Source organism: Mesorhizobium sp. WSM4828 (assembly GCF_055811175.1).
Genome location: NZ_JBVVQK010000056.1, coordinates 1 through 21000 on the forward strand (window position 1 = coordinate 1; position 21000 = coordinate 21000).

Sequence of the window (21000 nt, forward strand, 5' to 3'; positions counted from 1 at the left end):
TATGTGAGGCAACGGTTGAACATTCAGGAACATTTTCGACGAGGCAATGCGAATCTCACCTTGATTGTCGCCGCGCAGCGCCCGTCGCTTCACCCGCCCAGCAGGGCACAACCCACGCCGGAAACGAACTCAAAACTGGATAGAAACTGGGGGCAACGTCACGCGCGTTTGCGTGGCTTACGGGCTTGCCGGATAACGTGAAGTAGCCTCCCGCCCACCAAATAGTTCCTCAATCGGGTCAAGGTTGCATAGTCCAGATACCAGCCGCACTCCTTTCTCACTGGTCTCCAGTGGGCGCCGGCCAAGGGTCAAATAAGCGGGTGGCAGCGTGATGCTGCCATCGCAAAAGGCAAAGGCAAGGGAGAAACTCCCTTGCCTTTTGTCTAGCTGCCGATCGCCCAGATGGTGAGAGCGATCCTCAGAATGTTTGCGATCAGGCCATATGGCAACGAGCGTAGCGCTTGGCCAAAACTCCACCAATGCGCGTAAACAGGCCCGAATTCGTCATATAGCTCACCGAACCGTTCATCCAACGTGACAACAATATCAGTTTTGTTTTCGCGTTCCGCCGTACACTTGACGAGAAAGCGAACGATCTTAAATGGCACTCTCGCCATGGTGTAGCTCCTTTGGAGGGAGAACACCTGATGCGTCTAAAAAGGCGGCCGTTCTCTCCAGAGCCCTCGCACCCGGTGTTTCCAATCGAAACACTTTTTTCGAGCGGCCGCCACGTACAGGCTCCGGATCTATAATCTCGGAGGAGATGAACCCTTTGCGCTCTAGCTTTGAGAGCGCCAAGTATAGCTGCCCAACAGCTACATCTCTTCCGAGAGACTTCGAAAGCTCGGCTTGGAGTTTGGATCCCCAGGCTACGCCTCGCAGTCGGTTTATTAAGGCCAACAGCCTCAGCTCAAAAGGGCCTAGGCCCACGCTCAGAGTGCTGGTCTGGTTTGGATTCTGTTTCATCCACTCGTTTTCTCCAATGTTGCTGGGTTACCCAAGGCGTGCCTCAGGGCGCAGAAGCTATTTCCTGCACGACGTATATATATAACACGGTGAGAGTATTGCAAGGAGTTTCTTGCAATCGGGGGGACGGGGCATGCCCAACGTGATCTGCGCATGCGGCTTCAGCGTGCCGAAGGGCCAGAAGTGCCCATGCCAAATACACAACGCTAAGACACGCCAAGCCGCTAACGACAAGGCACGCGGCAGCGCTTCTGAGCGCGGCTATGACGGCAAGGGGGCACGTGAGAGCAAGGCGTTCCTGGCCGCCCTAGGCAGCTCGCTGTGCGCGTGCGGATGCGGCAGGCCAGCGGACATGGTGGACCACATCAAGGCGCCGAAAGGCGACATGCAACTGTTCTAGGATAGGTCGAACTGGCAGCCCATGAATGGGCTGTGCAATAGGCGGAAGAACATCCGTCAAGAGGGTGGGTTTGGTGTTTGGATTCCTATCCAGACATGTAATATCGTACCAAGCATAACCGCATCCGCCACCGTGGGTGCTACCTTTGGTTACAATTCCAAGACTTTTCAGTTTGCATAACTTCTTGGCTAGAGCTTCGACGTCGGTACCGCAGACAGCGAAGATGTCGTATTGAACTGGACACCCGTTTTCAAACTCGCCGGTACACACCCGAAAATCTGCTTGGAGAGGCGGCGCCTTCGTCTGGCGCATGGCGACCAAAGTAATTATCCCCAAGATTAGGGCGATGCCGAAGGCCACGAGCGTAATCTGCCACTGACGCTGGGCCTTGATGTGGAGCTGTTGCAAGACGACATCGGCCCTGCTGTTAGCTGGGATGTCACTTAGCTTGACGCCAATATATTCGGCAGTCGTCTCCGCGACCGCAAGACGATCCTTCGCAGGTACAGACTGAAGAACTTTTTCCCGACTCTTCAAAGACGCGCGGTACGCGAGCAATGCCACAGCTACTACGAACGCCACCAAGGTCAACCCGGTGGTTACGTACTGAATGGCGCCCAGAGCATTCAAGCGTGATCCTCCCCACTAGGTGGCCACGATAACAGGCCTAGTGAGAAACTTCTACCGCAGGGTCAAGATACTTCTGCACTCGGGCCGGGTCGGCAACTTTTTGCAGCCACTCCCTGACCACGCGTGCCCAACAATTCGCAATAAACGCTAAATAGGAATTCATCCAATGGCTGTCGTCTCGCTTGTCGACCAGAAGGCGCACTTGCACATCCATTTCAACGACGATGACGTATTAATCCAGACCCTGATTGAGGCGGCTCAAGCCCATATTGAGCAGCTGCTCGGATACGAGATCGAGGCCGAATTTGCGACGGTGCCTTTGGATATCTCAGAGGCAGTCATGCAGTTGGCTGCAAGCTGGTACCAAAACCGTGAAGCCACCTCAGGCGACGTTCCCGGCGAACTCCCGCTCGGCATGTGGGACATCGTTCGCGAGCGCCGAAACTACACGTTCTAATTTATAGGGAAACAAACAATGCGTGGTCGGAAGGCTACAGTCACAGCGCTCGACGGTGCGCTATCGAAAGTACCAGCCGCACCTAAAGAGGGCCGCGCTGTCAGGGAATGGCGCAAGGTGCTTGGCGTTCTGGTCGAGCAACGCCAAGATCGCCGACCACGAGTTGCCCCTTGTCGACGCTTACTGCCGCGTGGTCGCGCACATTGGCGCCTGTGAAGTGGCAATAGCCGAGCACGGATTAACGATGGTCTCACCATCCGGGGAGACCAAGCGCCGGCCTGAAACCACGCTGCTTAAAGAATACCACGCGACGCTTGCACGCCTCGCAGACGCCCTTGGTTTGGCACCGGCATCGAGGAGCAAGAACAAAGGAGGCGCCATTGGAAACGACGACGCCGACGACCTCGGAGACATCTAATGCGTGGATCTTCGACGACAGCCCAATCCCGGACCCGCATAGAAAAGGCGAGCGAGCCGTCCGTTTTATCAGGGCGCTCCGCCACCCCAAGAGCGGTCTTCGAGGCAATGCTTTCCAGTTGGACCGCTGGCAGGAGCGCATCATTCGGCGAGTCTACGGCGACACCAAGCCGGACGGCACCCGTCGCATCAAGACCGTCTTCGGACTTCTGCCCCGCTGCCAGCGCAAAACGACGATCGGGAGCGCACTCTGTCTTGTAGCACTCGGTCCTGAACGCATACCGCGCAGCCAAGTGGTCTCCGCGGCTGTGGATAGGGATCAGGCGCGTATCGCGCTGGAGGAAATGGTCGGCATCATTCGCGCCCATCCGCGGACAGAAGAAGCGTTCCAGATTCAGGACACCAAGTCCCGAATTACCCATCGCAAGAGCGGCGCCTTCTATCGGGCGATGTCCGCTGATGCGGCCACGGCGCATGGACGCACGCCTGTCTTCGCGCTCGTGGACGAGCTTCATGCGTGGAAGAAACGCGACCTATGGGACGCCATTAAGACCGGCCTTGTGAAGACGCCAGGCAGCTTGCTTGTGGTCACCACCACGGCCGGCATAGGCGTATGATATGTACGCCTACGCGTGACAAGTAGCATCTGGCGCCATTGAAGACGAAGCTTTCTTGCCGATCCTGTTTGAAGCCGACAATGACGAAGACTGGCGCGATGAGGCAGTGTGGCACCGAGTAAACCCCGGGCTGTCATGCGTGCCGCCGTATCCCGATATTGACGGCATGCGTCAGATGGTGCGCGAGGCCGAATACCGGCCGGCTGACCGCGCCATGTTCCAGCAATTGCACCTCAACATCTGGCAAGATGGCGCTGCAAACCCGGAATGGGATTTGTCGATCTGGGATGAGAACGCCGAACCATTCGACCTGCCATCGCTTAAGGGCAAGCGAGCGTGGAGATCCTGCGATCTCGCGAAGCGAACCGATCTGGCAGCCGTTGCGGCTTGTATTGAAATAGACGATGTCCGCTACGCGCTTCATGTCCAGTCGTTTGCACCGGAGGAAGGAATCCGACGACGCGCCGATAACGATAGCGCGCCATATCCGTTGTGGCGTGACCAAGGCTATCTTACAGCATGTCCTGGCGACATCGTGGATCGTCTCATTATCGAAGAGCACATTCGATTCCTATGTGGGCTTCTGGACGTCCAAGAGGTCGCCTTCGATCAATATCTTGCGCGCGAGATTATGGAGAACCTCGAGGCCGACGACATACCTGTAGCGGCCTTTCCACAAACGCTGGCCAACTACACAAAACCCGTTGATGACTTCGAACAGCTCATGCTCACGCGGCGCTTCTGCCACGGTGGCAATCCACTGTTGCGGTGGGCCGTAGGCAACACCGTCATGATGACGGACCAGTCGGGCAACCGTCGCCCGAACAAGGCTCGTTCAGCGGATCGTATTGACCCCTGCGCCGCCGCGATCATGGCGTGTGGCCGTGCCGTAGCGGGCGCGTCAGGTTCGTCAATGTACGAGACCGCGTCGGAATGTCGGGCGAATTGAGAAACTGACCCCCCTATTGCCTCACCGAGGAATGTTACCGAACGCGATAGGGCCGACATGGGCCCTTTCTCCATCTGTCGCGGCGGAGGGAGATAGCGGCCAGCTCTTCATCCAACCGCCATCGAGGATGATCAGCCCAGCCACTTCCATGCGCCAGACCTTCACAAGCCGTTGCACCATTCTCAGGTTCTTTTCCTTAAAGCGCGAGGGGTCGATCTTTGTCAGGCGTTGCAACACACTTGCTGCCGAGAGCGCCGGGTCTTCTTCGAGCCATCCCTTGATCTGCGCCTCGAACGGCTCGTACATGCTGGGTCTCTTCGGATAGGGTTTGGTCCGCCGATACGGCCGCCGATGCGTTGGTCGGGTCTCGCCACTCTTCCAGGCCGTCTTCAGATTCGCGGCGAAGTGCTGGAGATCGATAACGGCCGGCTCCTCAATCTTCGCATTCAGGCCATGACGATCGACCCGCCGCCCAAGCTCCTCCTGCGCGGCGCGGATACCAGCAAACAGCAGCACGGGATCGGCGGTTTCCATCATCGCCTGGAGCCGCTGCTTGTCGGCCTCGGCCGGATGTGCAAGGACACGGGCCGCAGGCGGAACTGGCGGATGATAGCGCTTGATCACACGAGCTCCGATCCGCGTCTACTCCTGAAGCTTGAATGACGGTTGGAACAGATTGCCGTAAAGCCGCACGACAGCATAAAGTTTACCAAGCGCGGCCGTCGCCTCCGCGCCGACAAACCGACCATACCCCACCAGGCGACGCACGATGGCGCCATTCTTCTGCTCCACATGCGCCTGGTCATTCTTTCGATAGGCGCGCGCGAGCGCGTCACTTCCAGTTCCTCGCTGCGGCACCAGGAGACGACGAAACTCGTTCATGAAGGCGCTGTCGTTGTCGAAATCTACGCCGAGCAGGGGGAAGGGAAAGAACGAGCGGGCCTGCTTGATCGCCACAATCACATTGCCGCTGTCGCGCGTGCGGACCGGAACGCATTCAGTCCACCCCGTGGCAATATCGGTCAACACCATCGTCTGCACGAAGCTGCCGGACGAAGACGTGCCGGAATGCGCCACGAAATCGACCTCGACGTAACCGGGCGGCGGATCATTCCAGTCCCCGAACGTGCGCACCGGCACCGATCGGCGAACCGCCGAACTCATTCCTGCTCGCCGGCGCTGGCCGCCGCGAGCCACAACACGTACCTCCGCCAAAAGCCCATCCAGCGTCGCGGCTCATTGTCAGCAGCTTGCCGCGGAGCGCGGCGTCGAGCTCTAGCCGGCGATGCCGTTCAAGCGCTGGCAGCAAGACAGGTATCAACGGCCGCAGCCGTTTGGAACACAGCCGCTCCGATGCCTCCCACAACACCACGAGCGCTTCGCGAACATCGCCGCCATAGCGAAGGCTGTGCCTCTTGTTGCCAGGTATCTTCGACGCGCGTTGACGGAGCACTCGGATCGCATGCTTGCGATGATAACCGATCACCGCGACGAACTCATCGAGGATGAGGCGCTTATCGCTTCGGCTCCCCGATCGATACCGCTCGACAATTGCTTCCACCAATTCCGACCGTGTCGCCATGCTGATCCGCCTTGCCATCCATCCTCCGAATCGGGATGACAACACCTGACCATCCCATTCGGAACAGCGACACTATTGGTAACATTTTGCTTGAGGCAATAGGGGGGTCAAATCCTCACTTCGCTTGACACGGAAGACGCCTTCTTCTTCTAAAAATAGAGGCCGTCTTTGCCAACGGCAGGCTGAAGCCCTGGCAGGCGCTTTGGACAAGGTCGCCCACAAGCTATTGGAAATCGCTCTAAACGCCATTTTCGATGGCGCTGGTGGCGGGGTGGATAGGTGCTATCGCTAAGGCCGTAGGCTTCGCGGACGGCGGCTACACCGGTAATGGCGGCAAGAACCAGCCCGCCGGCATCGTACACCGCGGGGAGTATGTTTTCAGCAAGGCGTCCGTCGACAAGATCGGCGCGGGAAATCTCGAAATGCTCCACCGCGGCTACGCGAGCGGCGGGCTGGTGTCGGCGTTTCAAAACCGGCCGCAGGTCGTTGAAATTCATGTCGTCGGCGAGCCGGGGCCGGAATTCATGGCGATCATCCAAGATCAATCTCGGACCGTGGCGGTTCAGGTGTAAGCGTCCGGTGACGACCGCCTTCCGTGGCGAGGATCGGATCGGATAGGATAGGGGTCGGGCTCCGGACGCTGAAGATAGTGTCCACGAGCGGGGTTTAATGGACACGATCGCGACGGATGCAGTGGCTGGCCAAGTTTCTGGGATGGCGCGCGCCCGCCGGCGCAAGTCATACACTCTCGAAGAGAAGCAGCGGCTGGTTGCCGAGAGCTGTGAGTCAGGGTCGTCTGTGTCGCTGGTGGCGCGGCGGCACGACATCAATGCGAACCTGTTGTTCACGTGGCGCCGGCAGATGCGCCCGCCGGCGTCGACGGCTTTGCCGCTGGAGTTGATCCCGGTCGAGGTCATCAGCAGCGTGCCAGCTGCTGCACCAGCCGCGGCGGGTGGGCCGGAACAGCGCGGTGTGATTGAGATCGTCCTGCTCGGCGGCGTGCGCGTGCGGGTGGACGCCGAGGTCAGCGAGGCGGCGCTGCGGCGGGTGCTGTCGGCTCTGAAGGCGGCGGCATGATCGCGCCCGGGTCTGGGGTGCGGGTCTATCTGGCGACGCAGCCATGCGATATGCGCAAGGGGATGGATGGCTTGGCCGCCCAGGTCCAGAACGTGCTGGCCACCGATCCCTTCTCCGGGGCGCTGTTTGTGTTCCGCGGGAAGCGCGGCGACATGTTGAAGATCCTGGCCTGGGACGGAAGTGGGCTGTGTCTGTTCGCCAAGCGCTTGGAGCAGGGAAAGTTCGTTTGGCCGCCGATTGTGGCAGGCCGGCTTCAACTGACACCGGCCAGTTGGCCTTGCTCGTCGAAGGGATCGACTGGCGGCGGACAGTCGCGCCGGAACCGGTCACGCGCCCCGAATCCATCTAAATAAGTTCCTGATTCCAAGGATTTATTCTCGCTCGCGAGTCATGACTTTGCTATAAGCCGGCATGTCTCTCGCCACTGCGGAATTGCCGTCGGATCCGGACGCGCTGCGCGCGTTCGCAGCGGCTTTGCAGGCCGAGCTCTACGCCAAGACGCTGCATATCGAGAAGCTGAAAGCCCAGTTGGCGACGCTGCGGCGCGCGCGCTTCGGCCAGTCGTCCGAGAAGCTCGATCGCCAGATCGATCTGCTCGAGCTGATCATCGGAGATCTCGAGGAGGCCGAGGCCGCCAGCGAAGCCGGCCAGGATGCGACTGCGGCGATGCCGGGCGCGATGCCGGCGCCGACCAGGCCACAGCGCGTCGGCAATCGCCGGCCGCTACCCGATCACCTGCCGCGCGAGATTGTCACCCATGCCGGGGTTTGCGCCTGCCCGGCCTGTGGTTCCGAGCGGCTGCGCAGGATCAGCGACGATGAACGCGAGGTGCTGGAATATGTGCCGTCACACTTCAAAGTCATCGTGCATGTGCGGCCGAAACTGAGCTGCCGGGACTGCGAGGCCATCACCCAGCCGACGATGCCGAGCCTGCCGATCGAGCGCGGCAGACCCGGCCAGGGGCTGATCGCCCACGTGCTGGTCTCCAAATATTGCGACCACCTGCCTTTGAACCGACAGTCCGGCATCTACGCCCGCGAGGGCGTCGACCTGGATCGATCGACCCTGGCCGACTGGGTCGGACGGGCCGCCTGGCTGGTGGCGCCGGTTGCCGACCGCATCGGCGACTACGCTCGCGCCGGCCCGGCCATCCATGCCGACGACACGCCGATCCCGGTTCAGGATCCCGGACGCGGGCGCACCAAGAGCGGCCGGCTATGGGTCGTTGTGCGCGACGAAGGCACCTGGGGCTCGCCCAATCCTCCGGCGGCTTTCTATCGCTACTCGCCTGACCGCAAGGGCGAGCACGCCCAGGCCCTGCTGGCGCCGGCATCCGGCTTCCTGCACGCCGACGCCTATGCCGGCTTCGACAAGCTCTACGAACCGGATCCGATCACCGGTCGCCCGCGCCTGGAGCCGGTCGCGTGTTGGGCCCATGCCAGGCGCGAACTGTTCGACGAGCACGCTAAGACCAAATCGCCGATCGTGCGTCAGGCACTGGACAAGATCGGCGCGATCTTCGCCGTCGAGCGCGAGATCAACGGCCGCAGCGCCGCGGCTCGTCTGGCCGTGCGCCAGGCTCAAAGCGTGCCGTTGCTGGCCGAACTCAAGGATTACCTGGAGACCAGTCTGGGTAGGATCAGCCGCAAAGGCGACCTCGCCAAGGCCATCCGCTACAGCCTCAACCGCTGGAAGGCGCTCTGCCGCTTCACCGAAGATGGCCGTCTCGAGATGACCAACAATGCCGCCGAACGGGCGATCCGCCCGCTGACGCTCGGACGACGCAACTGGACCTTCCTCGGCTCGGACTCCGGCGGCGAGCGCGCCGGCGGTCTTCTACACCCTGATCCAGACCTGTAAGCTGAACGGCATCAATCCGGAGGCCTATCTCGCCGACCTGATCGGCCGCGTCAGCGACCATCCAGCCAATCGCATCGACGAGCTTCTCCCCTGGAACTGGCGCGCCCGATCCGGCACCAGACTGGCGGCCTGACCCTGGCTGCTATCACCCGGGTCTACACCCTCCCGCTCGCCGCCGAAATGCTCGGCCAGGATGCCGAACTGCTGTGGGAGGTCTATGTCGACATGGAACCGGAGGACGGTTGCCTCTGGGTCTACGGGCCCGACGATCAGCAGATCCCTGCCTTCACAGACTTCGGCCTCGAATGCCTGACCGACTTCATCCGCGAGCACAAAGCCAATCGCGGCAGCGGTCAAAACGATGGCCGGTAAGAGCCCTGGGTCATGACCGGGCGCTTACGTTCAGGTCACACATGCCGGAATTGGACAATACGACAAGCGGCTAAACCGCACGATTGGCGGGAACGCGCAGGCTCGGAATTTCTAGCGCGATCGATGCGCCGCCCACTTAGCGATTAGGCTTTTAGCGCGTTCGGGTACGCCAAACGAACCAACCACTTGACTATTCGTTGTGACTGCAGCCTTCAATCGAGATGAAAAGGACGGATCCCATTGCTCAAGCTCTTCCAAGTACCCCATGTTACGCTTTGCATTTGCAAAGCTATCACTTTGTTCAAATAGCCGTACGAGTATCTGTGCCATTTGTTTAGATGTTTGTTTATGCTTTCGAAATCCATGAAACAGTTCTAAGGACAATTCCTTCTCAGTCTTTTTGTTGCCATTAAAGGCCTGAAATTTTCCGATAAAACCATATGGATCTCGACCCAGCCGGACCGCAAAAATAGGTATTCCTCGACCCATCGCGAATCCGATCTCTTGATCAGTCCAACTGCTTTCGTGAAATTCGTCATGCAAAAGAACAACCATGGCATCGGAGGTAGCCAATGCAGTTTCAATTTCCGTCACCCACTCGGATGTCGGAGCAATGTCATTGTGGGCCACAAAGCTAGATATACCATATTCATACAAGCATGTCTGTAATTTTCCAGTAAATTCACGATGCTTGGCTAAATGCGAGATAAACACTCGCAACATGCTATCTCGCCAAAAAGGCGGAGTTATTCCTGTCGTGGGACGGAGTTCTTCCAGGATACCAACGTGCCTGCCGAGTTCCAAAAGAGTATCATCTGGAGCACTTTTGATAAGGTGCAAACGTAACTTTTCTCGTCGCCGCTCCAGCTGGTCATCGTGGACAGACCAAACTGCTCCAAAATTACGTCGATAAGAGCATAACCCTCGTTCGCCAGTCGCGACGACACCTCCTTGATCAGTGCTATGCGTTCAGAGGGAGTCATGTTTCATCCATAACTTCTGAAGGGCTGTCACGCCGGAGACCAGTCAACTATGTGTAAGACAAACCGCGTCGGCCTTCGCTTACCGTCGCCAGTTCTGGCCAAGCTCGTCATCAAACCATGCTTCGGCGTCGTAATCCGCTCCCATGGTCGATCGGAAGTTCAGATATCCTGAATACCCTTTCACGCCCAGCCAAGTCTTGAAGCTGGAAAAGCTCGGGTGGTCGTTCTCGCCAACGCCCGTTTCCCGCGCCCATGTTGTCGCCAAAGAGCGGATTGGCCCCTCGCACTCAGTTTTTTTCATGTAGGTTCTCGTATTTGTAAGAGTCGGGAGCGTTGGCGATAATTTGTATCTTGAACACGTTCATGCAGGACCGGCCTCGCTTGCGTCCCGCAGGTGTGCCTTCGTCGCCATTGCAATGAAACGTTTGTTCACAATGAAACGGCTCTTTTGTAATCGAGCCAAGAGTCCACTGTAACTCTAGGCCTCCGCGGCGGCAGGAACGGTTAGAGCAAGGTATCGTGGATGAAGGTGGTCGCTTCTCGCTGTAAACGCTCACTCCTGGCTTCTCAAAGAAGCCACCACCTTGCTCTACGGTTAGCTCGAAGGACGCGATATTTGGAAACGCCTCTGTAAAACTTACACGAGGCCCGCTAAGGAATGGATGGCTCGTTGTCATGTGATTTCCCTCGAAAAGAAAAGAGGCCCGCCACAGTTAAGTGACGGGCCTCCGTTTCACTTCTTGTCGTTCTTGGTGTCGCCGTAACCGGGCTTCGGGACCCGCTCTACGGTCGTTTCACGAGGGTTCTCCTTGGCCTCTTTGACGGTGATAAACTGCCCGTTTCCAGAGTCTCGGCCGATGTCAAAGGTCTTTCTAGTGCTCAAGTGACGTACTCCGATGGCTTGCTTTAAGGACCCTCGGACGCTATCTACTCGGCTGCTAGACTGAGCAATCGCGGTTTTTGCTTGCCTCCGGCACCATCTACCGTGATCGCAAACTAAACAAAGGGCAGCATCCGATTCCCGGAGGCTGCCCTTTTTTGCATGAATTTTTGCGCGCTGTCCAGTATAATAACGGACCGGCTCGGCGTTTCACTGAAAATACACCCGTTATCCACAACCGTCAACCGACTATCAAAACATTTTGTATGTCGAATCTTGCGGCAACCCGTCGCGGATCATACCCCGAATCGAATCTGCCTCCAAGGGTCAGCGTTCTTTTTTTGTTCTGCGATTGACCCTAATGGAATATTCCTACTCTCCTCGCCGAGGAGAGCAACATGCCGTACCGTCGCCGCCACGAAGCCATTTCGGAATACCACGTCGCCCGAATCGAACGCCAAGCCTGGTTTTTGACGAAAGAATTGCGGGACGCTCAGTTGGCACTCAAACCATTCTGCCCGCATTGGGAGGTGCTCGACCAATTGCATCGGGATATGGGAAAGGCGTTGAACCTGCTGAACGGTCGGCCGGCCGACTGGGAGCGTCCGCATCAAGCGCCCATGAGCGGCGGCGGCTAGTCGACCATATCGCGCAGCGGCTTCCTTCTTACTGGTGGCCGGTACTTTGCCACCCGACTGACCTTATCGATGTCGACTGTCACGAGCGGCCCAAGGTCGATGGTTACGGTCTCGTCATCGATACGCGTAACCTCGCCTCGAAGCTCTATCCGCTGGCCGCGCTTCAGCTTGGATTTGCTGTCTCTAATCGAGTGCGGGAAATTATAGCTCGGCAGAGAGACGCTTACGATCTCCTCATCAACCCTACGCCGAACAGTGGCGGTTATTGCCACCTCATCCCCAATGCCTATCCGCGCCATACATTGGAGTCTGGGGCAGGCAGCATTTTAGTCAAGTTGTTGCTAATATATCTCCGTTTGTCGGGTCTGCCGCTCGAAAACTTGTCTCTACCCTGCGTTCAGCGCGCCCAAAGCGCTGTGCGTGGCCACTAGAAACAAAACAAGCGATGCAACAGCCACGATCGGCGACACGAAGAACGTAGTGGTTACGCCGAACATCAAAAATCTGGACGGTTTGAATTCCTTGCCGTTGATGTACGCCTCGATGACCTTCCAGTGCACTAAAGCGGACAGCGTAAAGTTAATCCAAGCTAGACATCCAGTGAACAGGGCTGCAATAACTCCCTAGATCAACTAAGTGCCGGACGCCTGAAAGAGTTTTGAGGAGGCCTCACCAGATTGCGATATGAGAAGCAACGCCCCTAGATGCACAGTCAACAGTGAGGCCAGAACCCACTTTCCGTAGTCGAATTGCTTTTGTTGAGCGGCGACAGCCAACTCTTTTCTTAAATTGATGGCCCACTCGGTTGTTATCTGTGAATCCATCGTTGAATCATTCCCCCCATCCCAACCCGCGGCAAGCATGCGCCGACACTGGGAGGAAGTCGAGTTGCGGCATTCGACTTTTTCGGGCTAGCGCCAGGCCAAGGCCATCAAAATAGCCAACCCGGCTTAGAGAATGTCCAGCCGCCAGACTAGGCGAGGTCTATGGTGTTCGCCGTCTGGACGACTGCGAGGTGCGCGACCTATGATTGTGGGCGAGGTTCTGATTGCCGCCTGACCTTTCGGCCCGAAACTCCTCGGAAGCCCCGCCTTGTGCGGGGTTTTTCATAAAATTGCAGGATCAACCTTAGCTGCGGCTCCATGATTATCCGGCATTATTGATCGATGCATGGGAGAGGGCGTTCTAGAATGGATATGGCCTTCCCGCTTGCGCTGCTTCTCGGCGGCGCTGCGGGATTCGGCTATTACGCTAACGATGGCCAGTCGTCCAAAGCCGTCGCCGCGATTTCGGCCAACTGCAGCATTAAAGGGAACATCAGCATCGACACTGGTGAGCGGATCTATCACGTTCCTGGCCAGAAGTTTTACGACGAGACGATCATTCGTTCGGAGTTCGGCGAACGTTGGTTTTGCAGCGAGTCAGAGGCCCGGCAGGCTGGCTGGCGGAAATCGCGACGGTAGCGCTGCAAAAGCGGGGAGAAAAAGAGGGGAAGGCAGTCGGCGCGAAACAAAGCACTAGATGCAAAAAGTGGCTCCCCGGACCGGATTCGAACCAGCGACCAACCGGTGAACAGACAGCTTCCGCTCATCGCCAGGCGCTCGACAATCGCATCGGCCACACACCACGCGATGGTCAAAGAGCACGTATTTGGAAGGCGAGGTGCTTGAATCCCATTAAAACGTACTTGCGGCAGGCGGATTGCCAACTGCCGTTCAAAGTTGTTTCGACGGGCTTCGATGCCACTCGCTACACGCAGCCGCCGAGTCGCCTGTTCCGCGGCAACGGCCAGTCCGGCGGCTGCCATGCTGTTCAGCGTCCCGCCCCGTCGCCCGTCCTCCTGTTCACCATAAAAAAGCGGTTCGAGGCGCAACCCCTCCCTAAGGTGCAACGCGCCCACGCCTTTCGGGCCTTGGAATTCGGCCAGCGTTCCTCCCGACGATTGCCCCGTTTGACGGCCGCCATGCGGAACGTAAAGGGAGCGTCCGGTCTTCGTGTAGGGGTGCGTTCGGCTTATTGTTTCGCTATGATCTGGCCCAGATCGGCAAGGCACTCGACCACGTGGTCCGGTCTGAATGGAAACCGCTCTATGTCAGCCAGTTTGGTCACCCCAGTAAGCACAAGGGCTGTCTTGAGGCCCGATTCCAGCCCGGCGAGCACGTCGGTGTCCATGCGGTCACCGACCATGATGGTATCGACAGCCCGCACTCCGAGCCGGTCGAGCGCGTTGCGCATCATGAACGGGTTCGGCTTCCCGACGAAATAGGGCTGACGGCCGGTGGCCTTCTCGATTAGTGCCGCGACTGCACCGCATGCCGGATGGGAGCCCCGCTCGGTCGGGCCAGTCGCATCCGGATTGGTGGCCAGAAAGCGCGCGCCCTTCGCCACAAGCTCGGCGCCAATTGCGATCTGCTCGTAGTGGTACGAAATGGTGTCTCCGAGGACCACGAACTCGGGGGCAAACTCCGTTATCCGGCAGCCTGCCTGCCGCAGGGCCTCGACCAGACCGTGGTCGCCGATGACATAAGCAGATGTTCCGTGCTTTTGCAGTTCCATGAACCGCGCGGTGGCGAGCGCCGATGTGTAGATGTGCTCTGGCTGCACCGCGAAGCCAAACGCTCTTAGACGCTCGGCATGATCTTCGGGCGTGAAGCGCGAGTTATTGGTGAAGATCTGAAACGGCTCACCCTTGGCGATTAGCCCGGCGACATAGTCGACCGAGCCAGCAATCGGTTGGCCGCCGCGGACCAGGACCCCGTCCATGTCGAGCAGATGCGCTATAATCATTGGATCTCAACCCTCAATGTCTTTCGTGGATGCACTGCCTGGGCACGTCTTGTCACTGTATCTTCTCCAGGCGAGAATGCCGGCGACTGTACCGATTCAGAGCGATGCGCGAAGGGCGCTCAATTGCTTGTGCGGCAATAAGGACGTTGCGGCGTAAAAAGTGTCGGTGGCGTCATCCGCTGGCCGTGCGGACGCGCCGCACCGTCGGGTTGACGACATTCGCTGTGTCACCGCATCTGATAGACGATCGCGTTCTGGTTCGCGTGAACGACTAGCCTGGCGAGACGTTTCTCTGCAGAACCTCGTAATTGGCGGCATCACAGTGATGGAACCCAGCATTGTCTCGCGCCGCGGGCGCAAACTCGCCGGTGCCTTGGCGGATCCCAAATAATCGGACAGCCTATCGGACGAATTTCGGGGGTCGCTCCCGCGCGCAAGATGTGATTCAGTCCCCAATCTTGACCCCGAGCGCGAGTGCTTTCCCCGTCCATTTCTTTCGCGTTTCCGCCAAATCATGGTCGGGCCCTGCGATGTCCCTTCGCGAAAGAGCCTGACCTGTTCAAAAGCCTGCTAGTCGGGGAGCTTGGGCCGCGGCAACAGGAAGAGGAGGTATTGCGCCTTAGGACATTTTTGAGGGAGAGCCCGAAGACACTTCGTTTTGGGGCGGCGGCCGGGTGTTGGCAGGAAGCGAAGATAGACAATGGCAGCGGCCGGCGTGGCAAAGAAGGAAAAGGCAGCAGGGCGGCGCTATGACAAGGGCGAGCGTCGATTCAATCACGTCGTAAAGGGCGCTCATCCCGTGTTTGAATTTCACGACAGCGAGCCGAAAAAGTGGGTTGGAAAATGCCACTCAACCTATCTGAAAGTGATCGGACAAAATTGCTAAATGAGGCGTTGGGGCGCCGAACGGCGATCGGGACCTGCCCGTCCGAAGAAGCTATACGTCGTTTACGAGGGCGCAATTTTATCAGGCCCAAACGAGCGATCGCGGCCGAACCTATCATAGATATCCATGTAAGGGGGTGAGCTGTCGGCGGCGTGGATCTCCGGGCCCTTCTCGATGCTGTCGCCCCACACGGATGAAATGCTTGCCGGCGCTTGGCTCGTCGCCTAGAGGCGGTTCAACGTAGCTGGGCGTCTAGGTGCATACTTAAGGCGAGCAGGCCGAGGGCGCGGAAATAACCCGAAGCCATCCGCCACAAGGTTTCCCAAAGCGCTCGATCATCCCTTTGGTTGATTCTGCGCGCCCGAGGTGTTCATCCAGACAGAGATCAGATGCCGCCCATGCAGAGGTATTTCATTTCGAGGTAGTCTTCGAGCCCGTGGCGGGAACCCTCCCGCCCGATGCCGGACTGCTTCATCCCGCCAAAGGGCGCCGCTTCCGAAGACATGCGCCCCGTGTTGATGCCAACCATGCCATATTCCAATGCCTCGGCCACGCGCCAGACACGCTTCAGGTTCGAGGCATAGAAATAGGCGGCGAGGCCGTAGATCGTGTCGTTGGCCTCACGCACAACCTGATCCGCCTCGTGGAAGCGAATGATCGGCGCCAGCGGCCCGAAAGTCTCCTCTTGCGCAACCGCCATGATGCTGGAAATTTCGGTGAGGACTGTGGGTCTGAAGAAGGTGCCAATCCTGCCGATACGTTCGGCCCCGCATCGAATTGTGCCCCCTTTGGCAACGGCATCTGCAATGTGGGACTCGATCTTGCGCAGAGCATGGATGTCGATGAGCGGTCCGATGTCCACTCCGGCAGCGAAGCCGTCGCCAACCGATAAGTGCCGGACTTTCTCTACGAATTTCTCGACGAACTCATCGTGAACGCTCGATTGGACGTAAAGGCGGTTCGCTGAAACGCAAGTCTGGCCGGCGTTGCGGAACTTCGCCTGGATCGCGCCTTCAACCGCAGCGTCGATATCGGCGTCATCGAAGACGATGAAAGGGGCATTGCCGCCGAGCTCGAGGCTAACCTTCTTGATCTGGTCGGAGCACTGGCGCATGAGCAGCCGGCCAACCTCGGTCGAGCCTGTAAAGCTGATCTTTCGGACCTTGGGGTTGGAGCAGAGTTCGCGTCCAACGCCACCACCTTCGGACGCATAGACTAGGTTGACGACGCCGTCGGGAAAGCCGGCTTGATGCGCGAGGGCAAACATTGCACCTGCCACGAGCGGCGTCTGTTCAGCAGGTTTCAGCACGATCGCGCAGCCCGCCGCCAAAGCCGGCGAGATCTTCCGCGCCACCATCGACGCTGGGAAATTCCATGGCGTAATCGTGCCGACGACACCGATCGGCTGCTTGATCACCAGCATTCGACGGTCTGTCGAGGGTGCGGGGATCGTCTCGCCATAGATGCGATTGGCTTCTTCGGCGTACCATTGCAGATACGCGGCCGCATGCGAAACCTCCGACTTGGCTTCGGCAAACGGCTTGCCCATCTCGGCAGTGAGTATGGCGGCAAGATCACTGGCGTGGTCAATGATCAGCTGATGCCATCGCCACAGAACGTCACTGCGTTCTCGGGCGGTCAGCGCCGCCCATCCAGGCTGCGCTACGTAGGCCTTATCGATCGCAGCGCGTGTCTCCGCCGCACCCATATCGGGAACTACTGCCAGCACTTCGCCGCTCGATGGGTTGAGGACCTCGAATGTCCGCTCACCAACCGGCGTGCCGAGCCCCGGCAGGCGATCGATGGCGCCAAACAGGTCCGAGGATTTCAGGTGGCGGATCAGCGGCAGGCACAGGGGCAATACCGGATTCCTTCTCATACGCTGCCGATATGTATGTCGACAGGGCGTCGGTGCGTACTCCGCACCTGCGGGTTCCTTATAGGGCCTCGACCAGACGGCTGGTAGACCATTTCACTCAGCTTGAAAGGGAGAATTGAACTCTTCTGGTCGATGGCTTGCGGTTCTCACCATGTGCAAACTGAACAATAGACATCGGCCTCCCAACCGCGGGTACTCCTCAGCGATCACCGCCCTTGGGGACGTTCCACTTGCGCCGGTAGTCTCTTCGTGAGTGTGAACTTGCGGCCATCTTCCAGGGCAGGACGTAGTTGGGAAACACCGACTTCTTCGGATTACGGCGGCGTAGCTATACGCGCTGAAATGAGGCAAGCTCCATCAGGAGAGAGAGACCGCGGGACAAACATTCGCGGTCTAGAAAGCCACAATTCTGAGCGGGGGTAAAGTTGACTAAGATGTCTGCGCAGTACGCTGCCACGAACCACAACCTAATCCAGCATGCCCTTGCGCCAACCATGAAATGGCTAATCGCGACGGCGTTGGACGGTTCGACTATGACGTATGGTGAGGTGAAGCAACGGCTAGAGCGTGAAGTGAGTTTGTCAACCATTTTCGCAACAAGGATCGGACTTGTTGCCGGCGAGATGATGAATAAGATCCAGCAGGTTGAGCCTGATGCACCTCTCCTGAACGTCCTCGTCGTCAATCAAGCGGACAGGCAACCGAGCAAGGGCGCCGGCGCCTTTATGGCAAGTCGATTTGGCAATCCTCGCCTGAGGTCCGAAAGCTACAAGCAACGGCATCCAACCAATTGGCAGTCCTATTTCGAGCGCGCTGCCGCCGAAGTTTACTCATACGAGCCAGAGCAATGGGCGCGCATCTCTACCGGCGGGTCTTCGGAAGTGATCTTTCGATCAACAAAATCGAATTCGAGCGTGAGAAGCGCCAGGATGGGAATGAAGTGACTTCGGTTCAGGCAAGGGGAAGTACGGTGCTGGCGGAGAGAGTGCGCATCACAAGTCCCTTCGCCTCTGGGTCACAGCCAACCCGCACATGATCAGAAACGCCTTCGCTCGGGCTCGCGCTGACACAGAGTTCTGTTTGGATTCAGGCGACCGAATCGATGCCGTGTACATCTGCCCGAGAGGACGGTCGTCTTGGAGGTTAAGTCGCGTATCTCGAATCTGGTCGATCTGCGACGGGGAGCCTACCAATGCATCAAATATCGAGCTGTTAAGGCGGCCATGGACGTTCGCACCAACATGCCGATTGAGGCTATTCTGGTCACTGAGTTGAAGCTCCCAGGCGAGATCGCGGCACTCCTAAGACAACACGACATCCGACACTATCAGGCACCGCTGAAGCGGACCTGACAGATCCGCCCGGCGAAATCCGACGTTCACCGAGTCGACGGCAATGATTGCTGCTTCGGTGGCCGACGCCTGACTAGCCATTGCCCGGACCCTCTGGACGCGAAGGTTTGAGCTTGGCGGAGGACCTCACTTAATTGGTGCAGATCGTTCTCTGAGAGTACGTCCGCATTGCCTTGACCGAGGCGCTGCTTCTGGCCACATCACATGGTTCTGCCGCGGGAGCGAATCATTTTGCGAGGCGCTTTCGCGACTGCTAAAGGTCTTTGCGTCGCACGGGGCCGATCCGACGGATCGTGCATAGAAACTAGCAAGCCCTGCTATTGCCATCCAGCTGTCGTTGCCAGCCGAGGACTCAAGGATGATGCCGCTGCGCGTCGCCTTGATGGCGCCGCCAGGATCACGCGTATCGCCTCGGTCCCGGAATTGCGAACGGGCCTCGCGGTAGATGACGGCCAACGAGAGGCCGATCCCCCCAGCTATTGTTTACGATGTCGACGCCAGCGTCGGGCTCAATTGTACTCTGTACACCTCTACGGAGCCGGAGTCGTTCAGCAACTATTCTAGAGCGCGGGACTGTTCTTCGTCACGGGACACCGGCAAGCCGCGGGCCAACGCCCATAATGGCGAGCTCGGCCGAAAGCAGCTTCTTCGCCGCCGCCCTGACCTGGTCGATCGTCACCTCCTCGATGAGGGCCGGGCGCCGCTGGATGTAGTCCAGCGCCGCTGCCTCATTCGAGAGATCGGTCTCCTGCGTTCCCATCTTTCTGCCCCGTAATCGTGCCGTGTCTCGTGTCGCCGGCCGTTTCCCCATGATGCTTGTGTTCGGCGGTCACCGGATCAGGTGCCTCCTCTGATGCGTCGCTCCTCACCGACCGGGATGATCCAGCCGCCGGCGCGATCCGGCCGAGCAAAATCATCCGGACCCACTATCTTCGTCAGGCGGATGCGAACGGTTTGCAGCTCCGCGTCGATAGCGGCACGGATGAGATCGCGCTCGATGCCGACGAAGACCGGCCGGAGATTGAGGCGAGCGAGCGCCTCCTGATCGGCGGGCGCAACGTCGGTGTCAGCGACAGGTCCGGCACGGGTGACGATCCCTCCGATCAGTCCGCCCATGGCGGTGGCCTTTTCCACCTCTCTCACCAACGTGGCATCCAGCAGCGCTCGGGCGCGTTGGAGATTCCCTTGGAGTCTTCGCGCGAAGGGCACGTGAGTGAGGCCGCGAAGCGCACTGGCTAGCTCAGCGTGCCCGAGCGACTTGATGAGATTGGCGATATGGAGGCGGAGAAGCCCGATGAAGAGCGCGTCTTTCTCCTCCGGCTTGATCGGTTCGCCTTCATCGATCGGATCGCGGACTGAGAGGTGGGCGTCCGTCGGATTTGGCGCCGCCATCCCCCAGCGGGTCGCGATGGCAATGCGCTTCACTGTGACCTTGCGGCCTCCGGCGGTGATATCTATCCGTCCGGCCTGAGCCCAGGCGCGGTTCAATGCTTTGGCCGGGCCGCCATTATCATGGCAACCCTTCGCTTCGGCCACGGTCAAGGAGGACAGGTCGGACGCGCAGGCGATCCAGTCGGGCAGATCGCCGCGGGACAAGCGCGTGACTTTGACCTGCCGGCGGCGATCGAGGTCGATGATGCGGCTGCCGAGATGCGCGAAGATCGAAAGGTTGAAGTGGCGTTCCAGATAGGCGCGGGCAACGAAGCGGCCGAACAAGCCAGATAGCGCGACCTTCACCTCGCGGGCTTGTCCAAGTGGTTCCCGGAAGATGAAGGGCGTACCCGCGCCGGTTGGCGTCAACAGCGCATCCAGGATGGACCACGCGCCATATGCAGCCCCTGGCGTCTGCAACACTTCGCGAATCCCGGCGTCCTCGATCTCCGAGACGTCGAGGTCGACGGTCGCGCCCGTGACAGGGCTGAATGCTGGCGGATCGAAACTGTGGAGGAAGGTCCTCGTCATAGCGCCAGCGCCCGCGCCCGCCTGAGATCCTCATGCTCGAAAGCGCTGGCCATGCGGCTGATCTCCGCCGGTCGAGCGCCGACCGCCCTGGCTGTATCGCGCCAGGTCGCGGTCACGGTCGCGACCTCTTTGATAATCGCGCGGGCCTGCGCCAGGGTGAGCGCGAAAAACTCCGACGCGGCTTCCAGCAGATCGAGCGAACAGGTGCCCTCATCGAGATCGATGTTCGTCGTCAGCACCCGGGCCTTGAGATCGGTCGGAACGGGATTGAGGTCGTATGCCGGCGAGAGAGACCAACCCGCCTTT

24 protein-coding genes and 2 pseudogenes are annotated in these 21000 nt (G+C 59.0%); 13 read left to right on the top strand and 13 right to left on the bottom strand.

All coding sequences use genetic code 11. From position 1 onward, the window contains the following. Positions 1-383 precede the first annotated feature (383 nt). From AC0L2X_RS31135 to AC0L2X_RS31145, 3 genes are all read right to left on the bottom strand, one after another. Positions 384-617, bottom strand: a complete 234-nt coding sequence (locus tag AC0L2X_RS31135; RefSeq protein ID WP_473601029.1) for a hypothetical protein — start codon at positions 615-617, stop codon at positions 384-386. Further along, positions 598-966: a PadR family transcriptional regulator gene (locus AC0L2X_RS31140; RefSeq protein WP_473601030.1), complete on the bottom strand. Its 369-nt coding sequence runs from the start codon at positions 964-966 to the stop codon at positions 598-600. The genes AC0L2X_RS31135 and AC0L2X_RS31140 overlap by 20 nt, the downstream gene beginning before the upstream one ends. Positions 967-1273: 307 nt before the next feature. Beyond that, positions 1274-1996, bottom strand: a complete 723-nt coding sequence (locus AC0L2X_RS31145; RefSeq protein WP_473601031.1) for a hypothetical protein — start codon at positions 1994-1996, stop codon at positions 1274-1276. Positions 1997-2162: 166 nt separating this feature from the next. Here AC0L2X_RS31145 and AC0L2X_RS31150 point away from each other — a divergent pair, with 166 nt between their 5' ends. The 4 genes from AC0L2X_RS31150 (at position 2163) to AC0L2X_RS31165 (ending at position 4436) form a co-directional block, all read left to right on the top strand. Beyond that, positions 2163-2453 carry a head-tail connector protein gene (locus tag AC0L2X_RS31150; protein WP_473601032.1) on the top strand — a complete coding sequence of 97 codons (291 nt, stop codon included), beginning with the start codon at positions 2163-2165 and terminating at the stop codon, positions 2451-2453. 121 nt (positions 2454-2574) lie between these two features. Beyond that, positions 2575-2871, top strand: coding sequence for a P27 family phage terminase small subunit (locus AC0L2X_RS31155; protein ID WP_473601033.1), 297 nt, complete (start codon positions 2575-2577; stop codon positions 2869-2871). Further along, the gene (locus AC0L2X_RS31160; protein ID WP_473601034.1) at positions 2834-3487 is read left to right on the top strand and encodes a terminase large subunit domain-containing protein; all 654 of its coding nucleotides are present in this window, start codon (positions 2834-2836) and stop codon (positions 3485-3487) included. The genes AC0L2X_RS31155 and AC0L2X_RS31160 overlap by 38 nt, the downstream gene beginning before the upstream one ends. A 55-nt stretch (positions 3488-3542) precedes the next feature. Further along, a complete protein-coding gene (locus AC0L2X_RS31165) occupies positions 3543-4436 on the top strand; it encodes a terminase TerL endonuclease subunit (RefSeq protein ID WP_473601035.1) in 894 nt (297 codons plus the stop codon). Between the two features lie 21 nt (positions 4437-4457). Here AC0L2X_RS31165 and AC0L2X_RS31170 read toward each other — a convergent pair whose 3' ends face one another. From AC0L2X_RS31170 to AC0L2X_RS31180, 3 genes are read right to left on the bottom strand one after another with little or no spacing between them, the layout of a single operon-like run. After that, entirely contained in the window at positions 4458-5060 is a 603-nt protein-coding gene (locus tag AC0L2X_RS31170) for a hypothetical protein (RefSeq protein ID WP_473601036.1), read from the bottom strand. 18 nt (positions 5061-5078) lie between these two features. Next, positions 5079-5600 carry a hypothetical protein gene (locus AC0L2X_RS31175; protein WP_473601037.1) on the bottom strand — a complete coding sequence of 174 codons (522 nt, stop codon included), beginning with the start codon at positions 5598-5600 and terminating at the stop codon, positions 5079-5081. After that, positions 5545-6036 (bottom strand): hypothetical protein, encoded by a 492-nt coding sequence (locus tag AC0L2X_RS31180; protein ID WP_473601038.1) that lies wholly within the window; start codon positions 6034-6036, stop codon positions 5545-5547. The genes AC0L2X_RS31175 and AC0L2X_RS31180 overlap by 56 nt, the downstream gene beginning before the upstream one ends. A gap of 236 nt (positions 6037-6272) precedes the next feature. Here AC0L2X_RS31180 and AC0L2X_RS31185 point away from each other — a divergent pair, with 236 nt between their 5' ends. The 5 genes and pseudogenes from AC0L2X_RS31185 (at position 6273) to AC0L2X_RS31205 (ending at position 9327) form a co-directional block, all read left to right on the top strand. Continuing rightward, the gene (locus tag AC0L2X_RS31185; RefSeq protein ID WP_473601039.1) at positions 6273-6590 is read left to right on the top strand and encodes a hypothetical protein; all 318 of its coding nucleotides are present in this window, start codon (positions 6273-6275) and stop codon (positions 6588-6590) included. A 97-nt stretch (positions 6591-6687) separates the two neighbouring features. Further along, positions 6688-7095: an IS66-like element accessory protein TnpA gene (tnpA, locus tag AC0L2X_RS31190; RefSeq protein ID WP_473601040.1), complete on the top strand. Its 408-nt coding sequence runs from the start codon at positions 6688-6690 to the stop codon at positions 7093-7095. Further along, positions 7092-7448 carry an IS66 family insertion sequence element accessory protein TnpB gene (tnpB, locus tag AC0L2X_RS31195; protein ID WP_473601041.1) on the top strand — a complete coding sequence of 119 codons (357 nt, stop codon included), beginning with the start codon at positions 7092-7094 and terminating at the stop codon, positions 7446-7448. The genes tnpA and tnpB overlap by 4 nt, the downstream gene beginning before the upstream one ends. Before the next feature lie 58 nt (positions 7449-7506). Further along, positions 7507-9088 (top strand): annotated as a pseudogene (gene tnpC / locus AC0L2X_RS31200) (IS66 family transposase). A 47-nt stretch (positions 9089-9135) separates the two neighbouring features. Beyond that, positions 9136-9327: a hypothetical protein gene (locus tag AC0L2X_RS31205; protein ID WP_473601042.1), complete on the top strand. Its 192-nt coding sequence runs from the start codon at positions 9136-9138 to the stop codon at positions 9325-9327. A 111-nt stretch (positions 9328-9438) separates the two neighbouring features. On the opposite strand, the gene AC0L2X_RS31210 is transcribed toward AC0L2X_RS31205, so the two are convergent. Both AC0L2X_RS31210 and AC0L2X_RS31215 read right to left on the bottom strand, forming a co-directional pair. Continuing rightward, on the bottom strand, positions 9439-10167 hold the full coding sequence (locus AC0L2X_RS31210) for a toll/interleukin-1 receptor domain-containing protein (protein ID WP_473601043.1): 729 nt from the start codon (positions 10165-10167) through the stop codon (positions 9439-9441). A gap of 222 nt (positions 10168-10389) precedes the next feature. After that, positions 10390-10611 carry a hypothetical protein gene (locus AC0L2X_RS31215; protein WP_473601044.1) on the bottom strand — a complete coding sequence of 74 codons (222 nt, stop codon included), beginning with the start codon at positions 10609-10611 and terminating at the stop codon, positions 10390-10392. A 977-nt stretch (positions 10612-11588) separates the two neighbouring features. Here AC0L2X_RS31215 and AC0L2X_RS31220 point away from each other — a divergent pair. Further along, positions 11589-11828 (top strand): hypothetical protein, encoded by a 240-nt coding sequence (locus tag AC0L2X_RS31220; RefSeq protein WP_473601045.1) that lies wholly within the window; start codon positions 11589-11591, stop codon positions 11826-11828. 1190 nt (positions 11829-13018) lie between these two features. Then, positions 13019-13291: a sunset domain-containing protein gene (locus AC0L2X_RS31225; protein WP_473601046.1), complete on the top strand. Its 273-nt coding sequence runs from the start codon at positions 13019-13021 to the stop codon at positions 13289-13291. A 550-nt stretch (positions 13292-13841) separates the two neighbouring features. On the opposite strand, the gene AC0L2X_RS31230 is transcribed toward AC0L2X_RS31225, so the two are convergent. Next, the gene (locus AC0L2X_RS31230) at positions 13842-14591 is read right to left on the bottom strand and encodes an HAD-IIA family hydrolase (RefSeq protein WP_473601047.1); all 750 of its coding nucleotides are present in this window, start codon (positions 14589-14591) and stop codon (positions 13842-13844) included. Between the two features lie 724 nt (positions 14592-15315). On the opposite strand from AC0L2X_RS31230, the gene AC0L2X_RS31235 reads away from it, so the two are divergent. Next, positions 15316-15501, top strand: coding sequence for a hypothetical protein (locus tag AC0L2X_RS31235; protein ID WP_473601048.1), 186 nt, complete (start codon positions 15316-15318; stop codon positions 15499-15501). A gap of 385 nt (positions 15502-15886) precedes the next feature. Here AC0L2X_RS31235 and AC0L2X_RS31240 read toward each other — a convergent pair whose 3' ends face one another. Continuing rightward, on the bottom strand, positions 15887-17362 hold the full coding sequence (locus AC0L2X_RS31240; RefSeq protein WP_473601049.1) for an NAD-dependent succinate-semialdehyde dehydrogenase: 1476 nt from the start codon (positions 17360-17362) through the stop codon (positions 15887-15889). A 512-nt stretch (positions 17363-17874) separates the two neighbouring features. On the opposite strand from AC0L2X_RS31240, the gene AC0L2X_RS31245 reads away from it, so the two are divergent. After that, complete coding sequence (locus tag AC0L2X_RS31245) at positions 17875-18324, top strand: hypothetical protein (protein ID WP_473601050.1); 450 nt, start codon at positions 17875-17877, stop codon at positions 18322-18324. Positions 18325-19315: 991 nt separating this feature from the next. On the opposite strand, the gene AC0L2X_RS31250 is transcribed toward AC0L2X_RS31245, so the two are convergent. From AC0L2X_RS31250 to AC0L2X_RS31260, 3 genes and pseudogenes are all read right to left on the bottom strand, one after another. Continuing rightward, positions 19316-19492: a hypothetical protein gene (locus AC0L2X_RS31250; protein WP_473601051.1), complete on the bottom strand. Its 177-nt coding sequence runs from the start codon at positions 19490-19492 to the stop codon at positions 19316-19318. 77 nt (positions 19493-19569) lie between these two features. Beyond that, positions 19570-20694, bottom strand: coding sequence for a hypothetical protein (locus AC0L2X_RS31255; RefSeq protein WP_473601052.1), 1125 nt, complete (start codon positions 20692-20694; stop codon positions 19570-19572). Continuing rightward, a pseudogene (locus AC0L2X_RS31260) lies at positions 20691-21000 on the bottom strand (type II toxin-antitoxin system HipA family toxin); the annotation flags it as partial. The pseudogene AC0L2X_RS31260 and the gene AC0L2X_RS31255, both read right to left, overlap by 4 nt.

What these genes read in the sequence shown, in the direction of transcription:
- AC0L2X_RS31135 (WP_473601029.1), bottom strand. Translation starts at nt 617, where the DNA reads ATGGCGAGAGTGCCATTTAAGATCGTTCGCTTTCTCGTCAAGTGTACG.
- AC0L2X_RS31140 (WP_473601030.1), bottom strand. Translation starts at nt 966, where the DNA reads ATGAAACAGAATCCAAACCAGACCAGCACTCTGAGCGTGGGCCTAGGC.
- AC0L2X_RS31150 (WP_473601032.1), top strand. Translation starts at nt 2,163, where the DNA reads ATGGCTGTCGTCTCGCTTGTCGACCAGAAGGCGCACTTGCACATCCAT.
- AC0L2X_RS31175 (WP_473601037.1), bottom strand. Translation starts at nt 5,600, where the DNA reads ATGAGTTCGGCGGTTCGCCGATCGGTGCCGGTGCGCACGTTCGGGGAC.
- AC0L2X_RS31180 (WP_473601038.1), bottom strand. Translation starts at nt 6,036, where the DNA reads ATGGCAAGGCGGATCAGCATGGCGACACGGTCGGAATTGGTGGAAGCA.
- AC0L2X_RS31185 (WP_473601039.1), top strand. Translation starts at nt 6,273, where the DNA reads ATGGCGCTGGTGGCGGGGTGGATAGGTGCTATCGCTAAGGCCGTAGGC.
- tnpA (WP_473601040.1), top strand. Translation starts at nt 6,688, where the DNA reads ATGGACACGATCGCGACGGATGCAGTGGCTGGCCAAGTTTCTGGGATG.
- tnpB (WP_473601041.1), top strand. Translation starts at nt 7,092, where the DNA reads ATGATCGCGCCCGGGTCTGGGGTGCGGGTCTATCTGGCGACGCAGCCA.
- AC0L2X_RS31205 (WP_473601042.1), top strand. Translation starts at nt 9,136, where the DNA reads ATGCTCGGCCAGGATGCCGAACTGCTGTGGGAGGTCTATGTCGACATG.
- AC0L2X_RS31215 (WP_473601044.1), bottom strand. Translation starts at nt 10,611, where the DNA reads ATGAAAAAAACTGAGTGCGAGGGGCCAATCCGCTCTTTGGCGACAACA.
- AC0L2X_RS31220 (WP_473601045.1), top strand. Translation starts at nt 11,589, where the DNA reads ATGCCGTACCGTCGCCGCCACGAAGCCATTTCGGAATACCACGTCGCC.
- AC0L2X_RS31225 (WP_473601046.1), top strand. Translation starts at nt 13,019, where the DNA reads ATGGATATGGCCTTCCCGCTTGCGCTGCTTCTCGGCGGCGCTGCGGGA.
- AC0L2X_RS31230 (WP_473601047.1), bottom strand. Translation starts at nt 14,591, where the DNA reads ATGGACGGGGTCCTGGTCCGCGGCGGCCAACCGATTGCTGGCTCGGTC.
- AC0L2X_RS31235 (WP_473601048.1), top strand. Translation starts at nt 15,316, where the DNA reads ATGGCAGCGGCCGGCGTGGCAAAGAAGGAAAAGGCAGCAGGGCGGCGC.
- AC0L2X_RS31245 (WP_473601050.1), top strand. Translation starts at nt 17,875, where the DNA reads ATGAAATGGCTAATCGCGACGGCGTTGGACGGTTCGACTATGACGTAT.
- AC0L2X_RS31250 (WP_473601051.1), bottom strand. Translation starts at nt 19,492, where the DNA reads ATGGGAACGCAGGAGACCGATCTCTCGAATGAGGCAGCGGCGCTGGAC.
- AC0L2X_RS31255 (WP_473601052.1), bottom strand. Translation starts at nt 20,694, where the DNA reads ATGACGAGGACCTTCCTCCACAGTTTCGATCCGCCAGCATTCAGCCCT.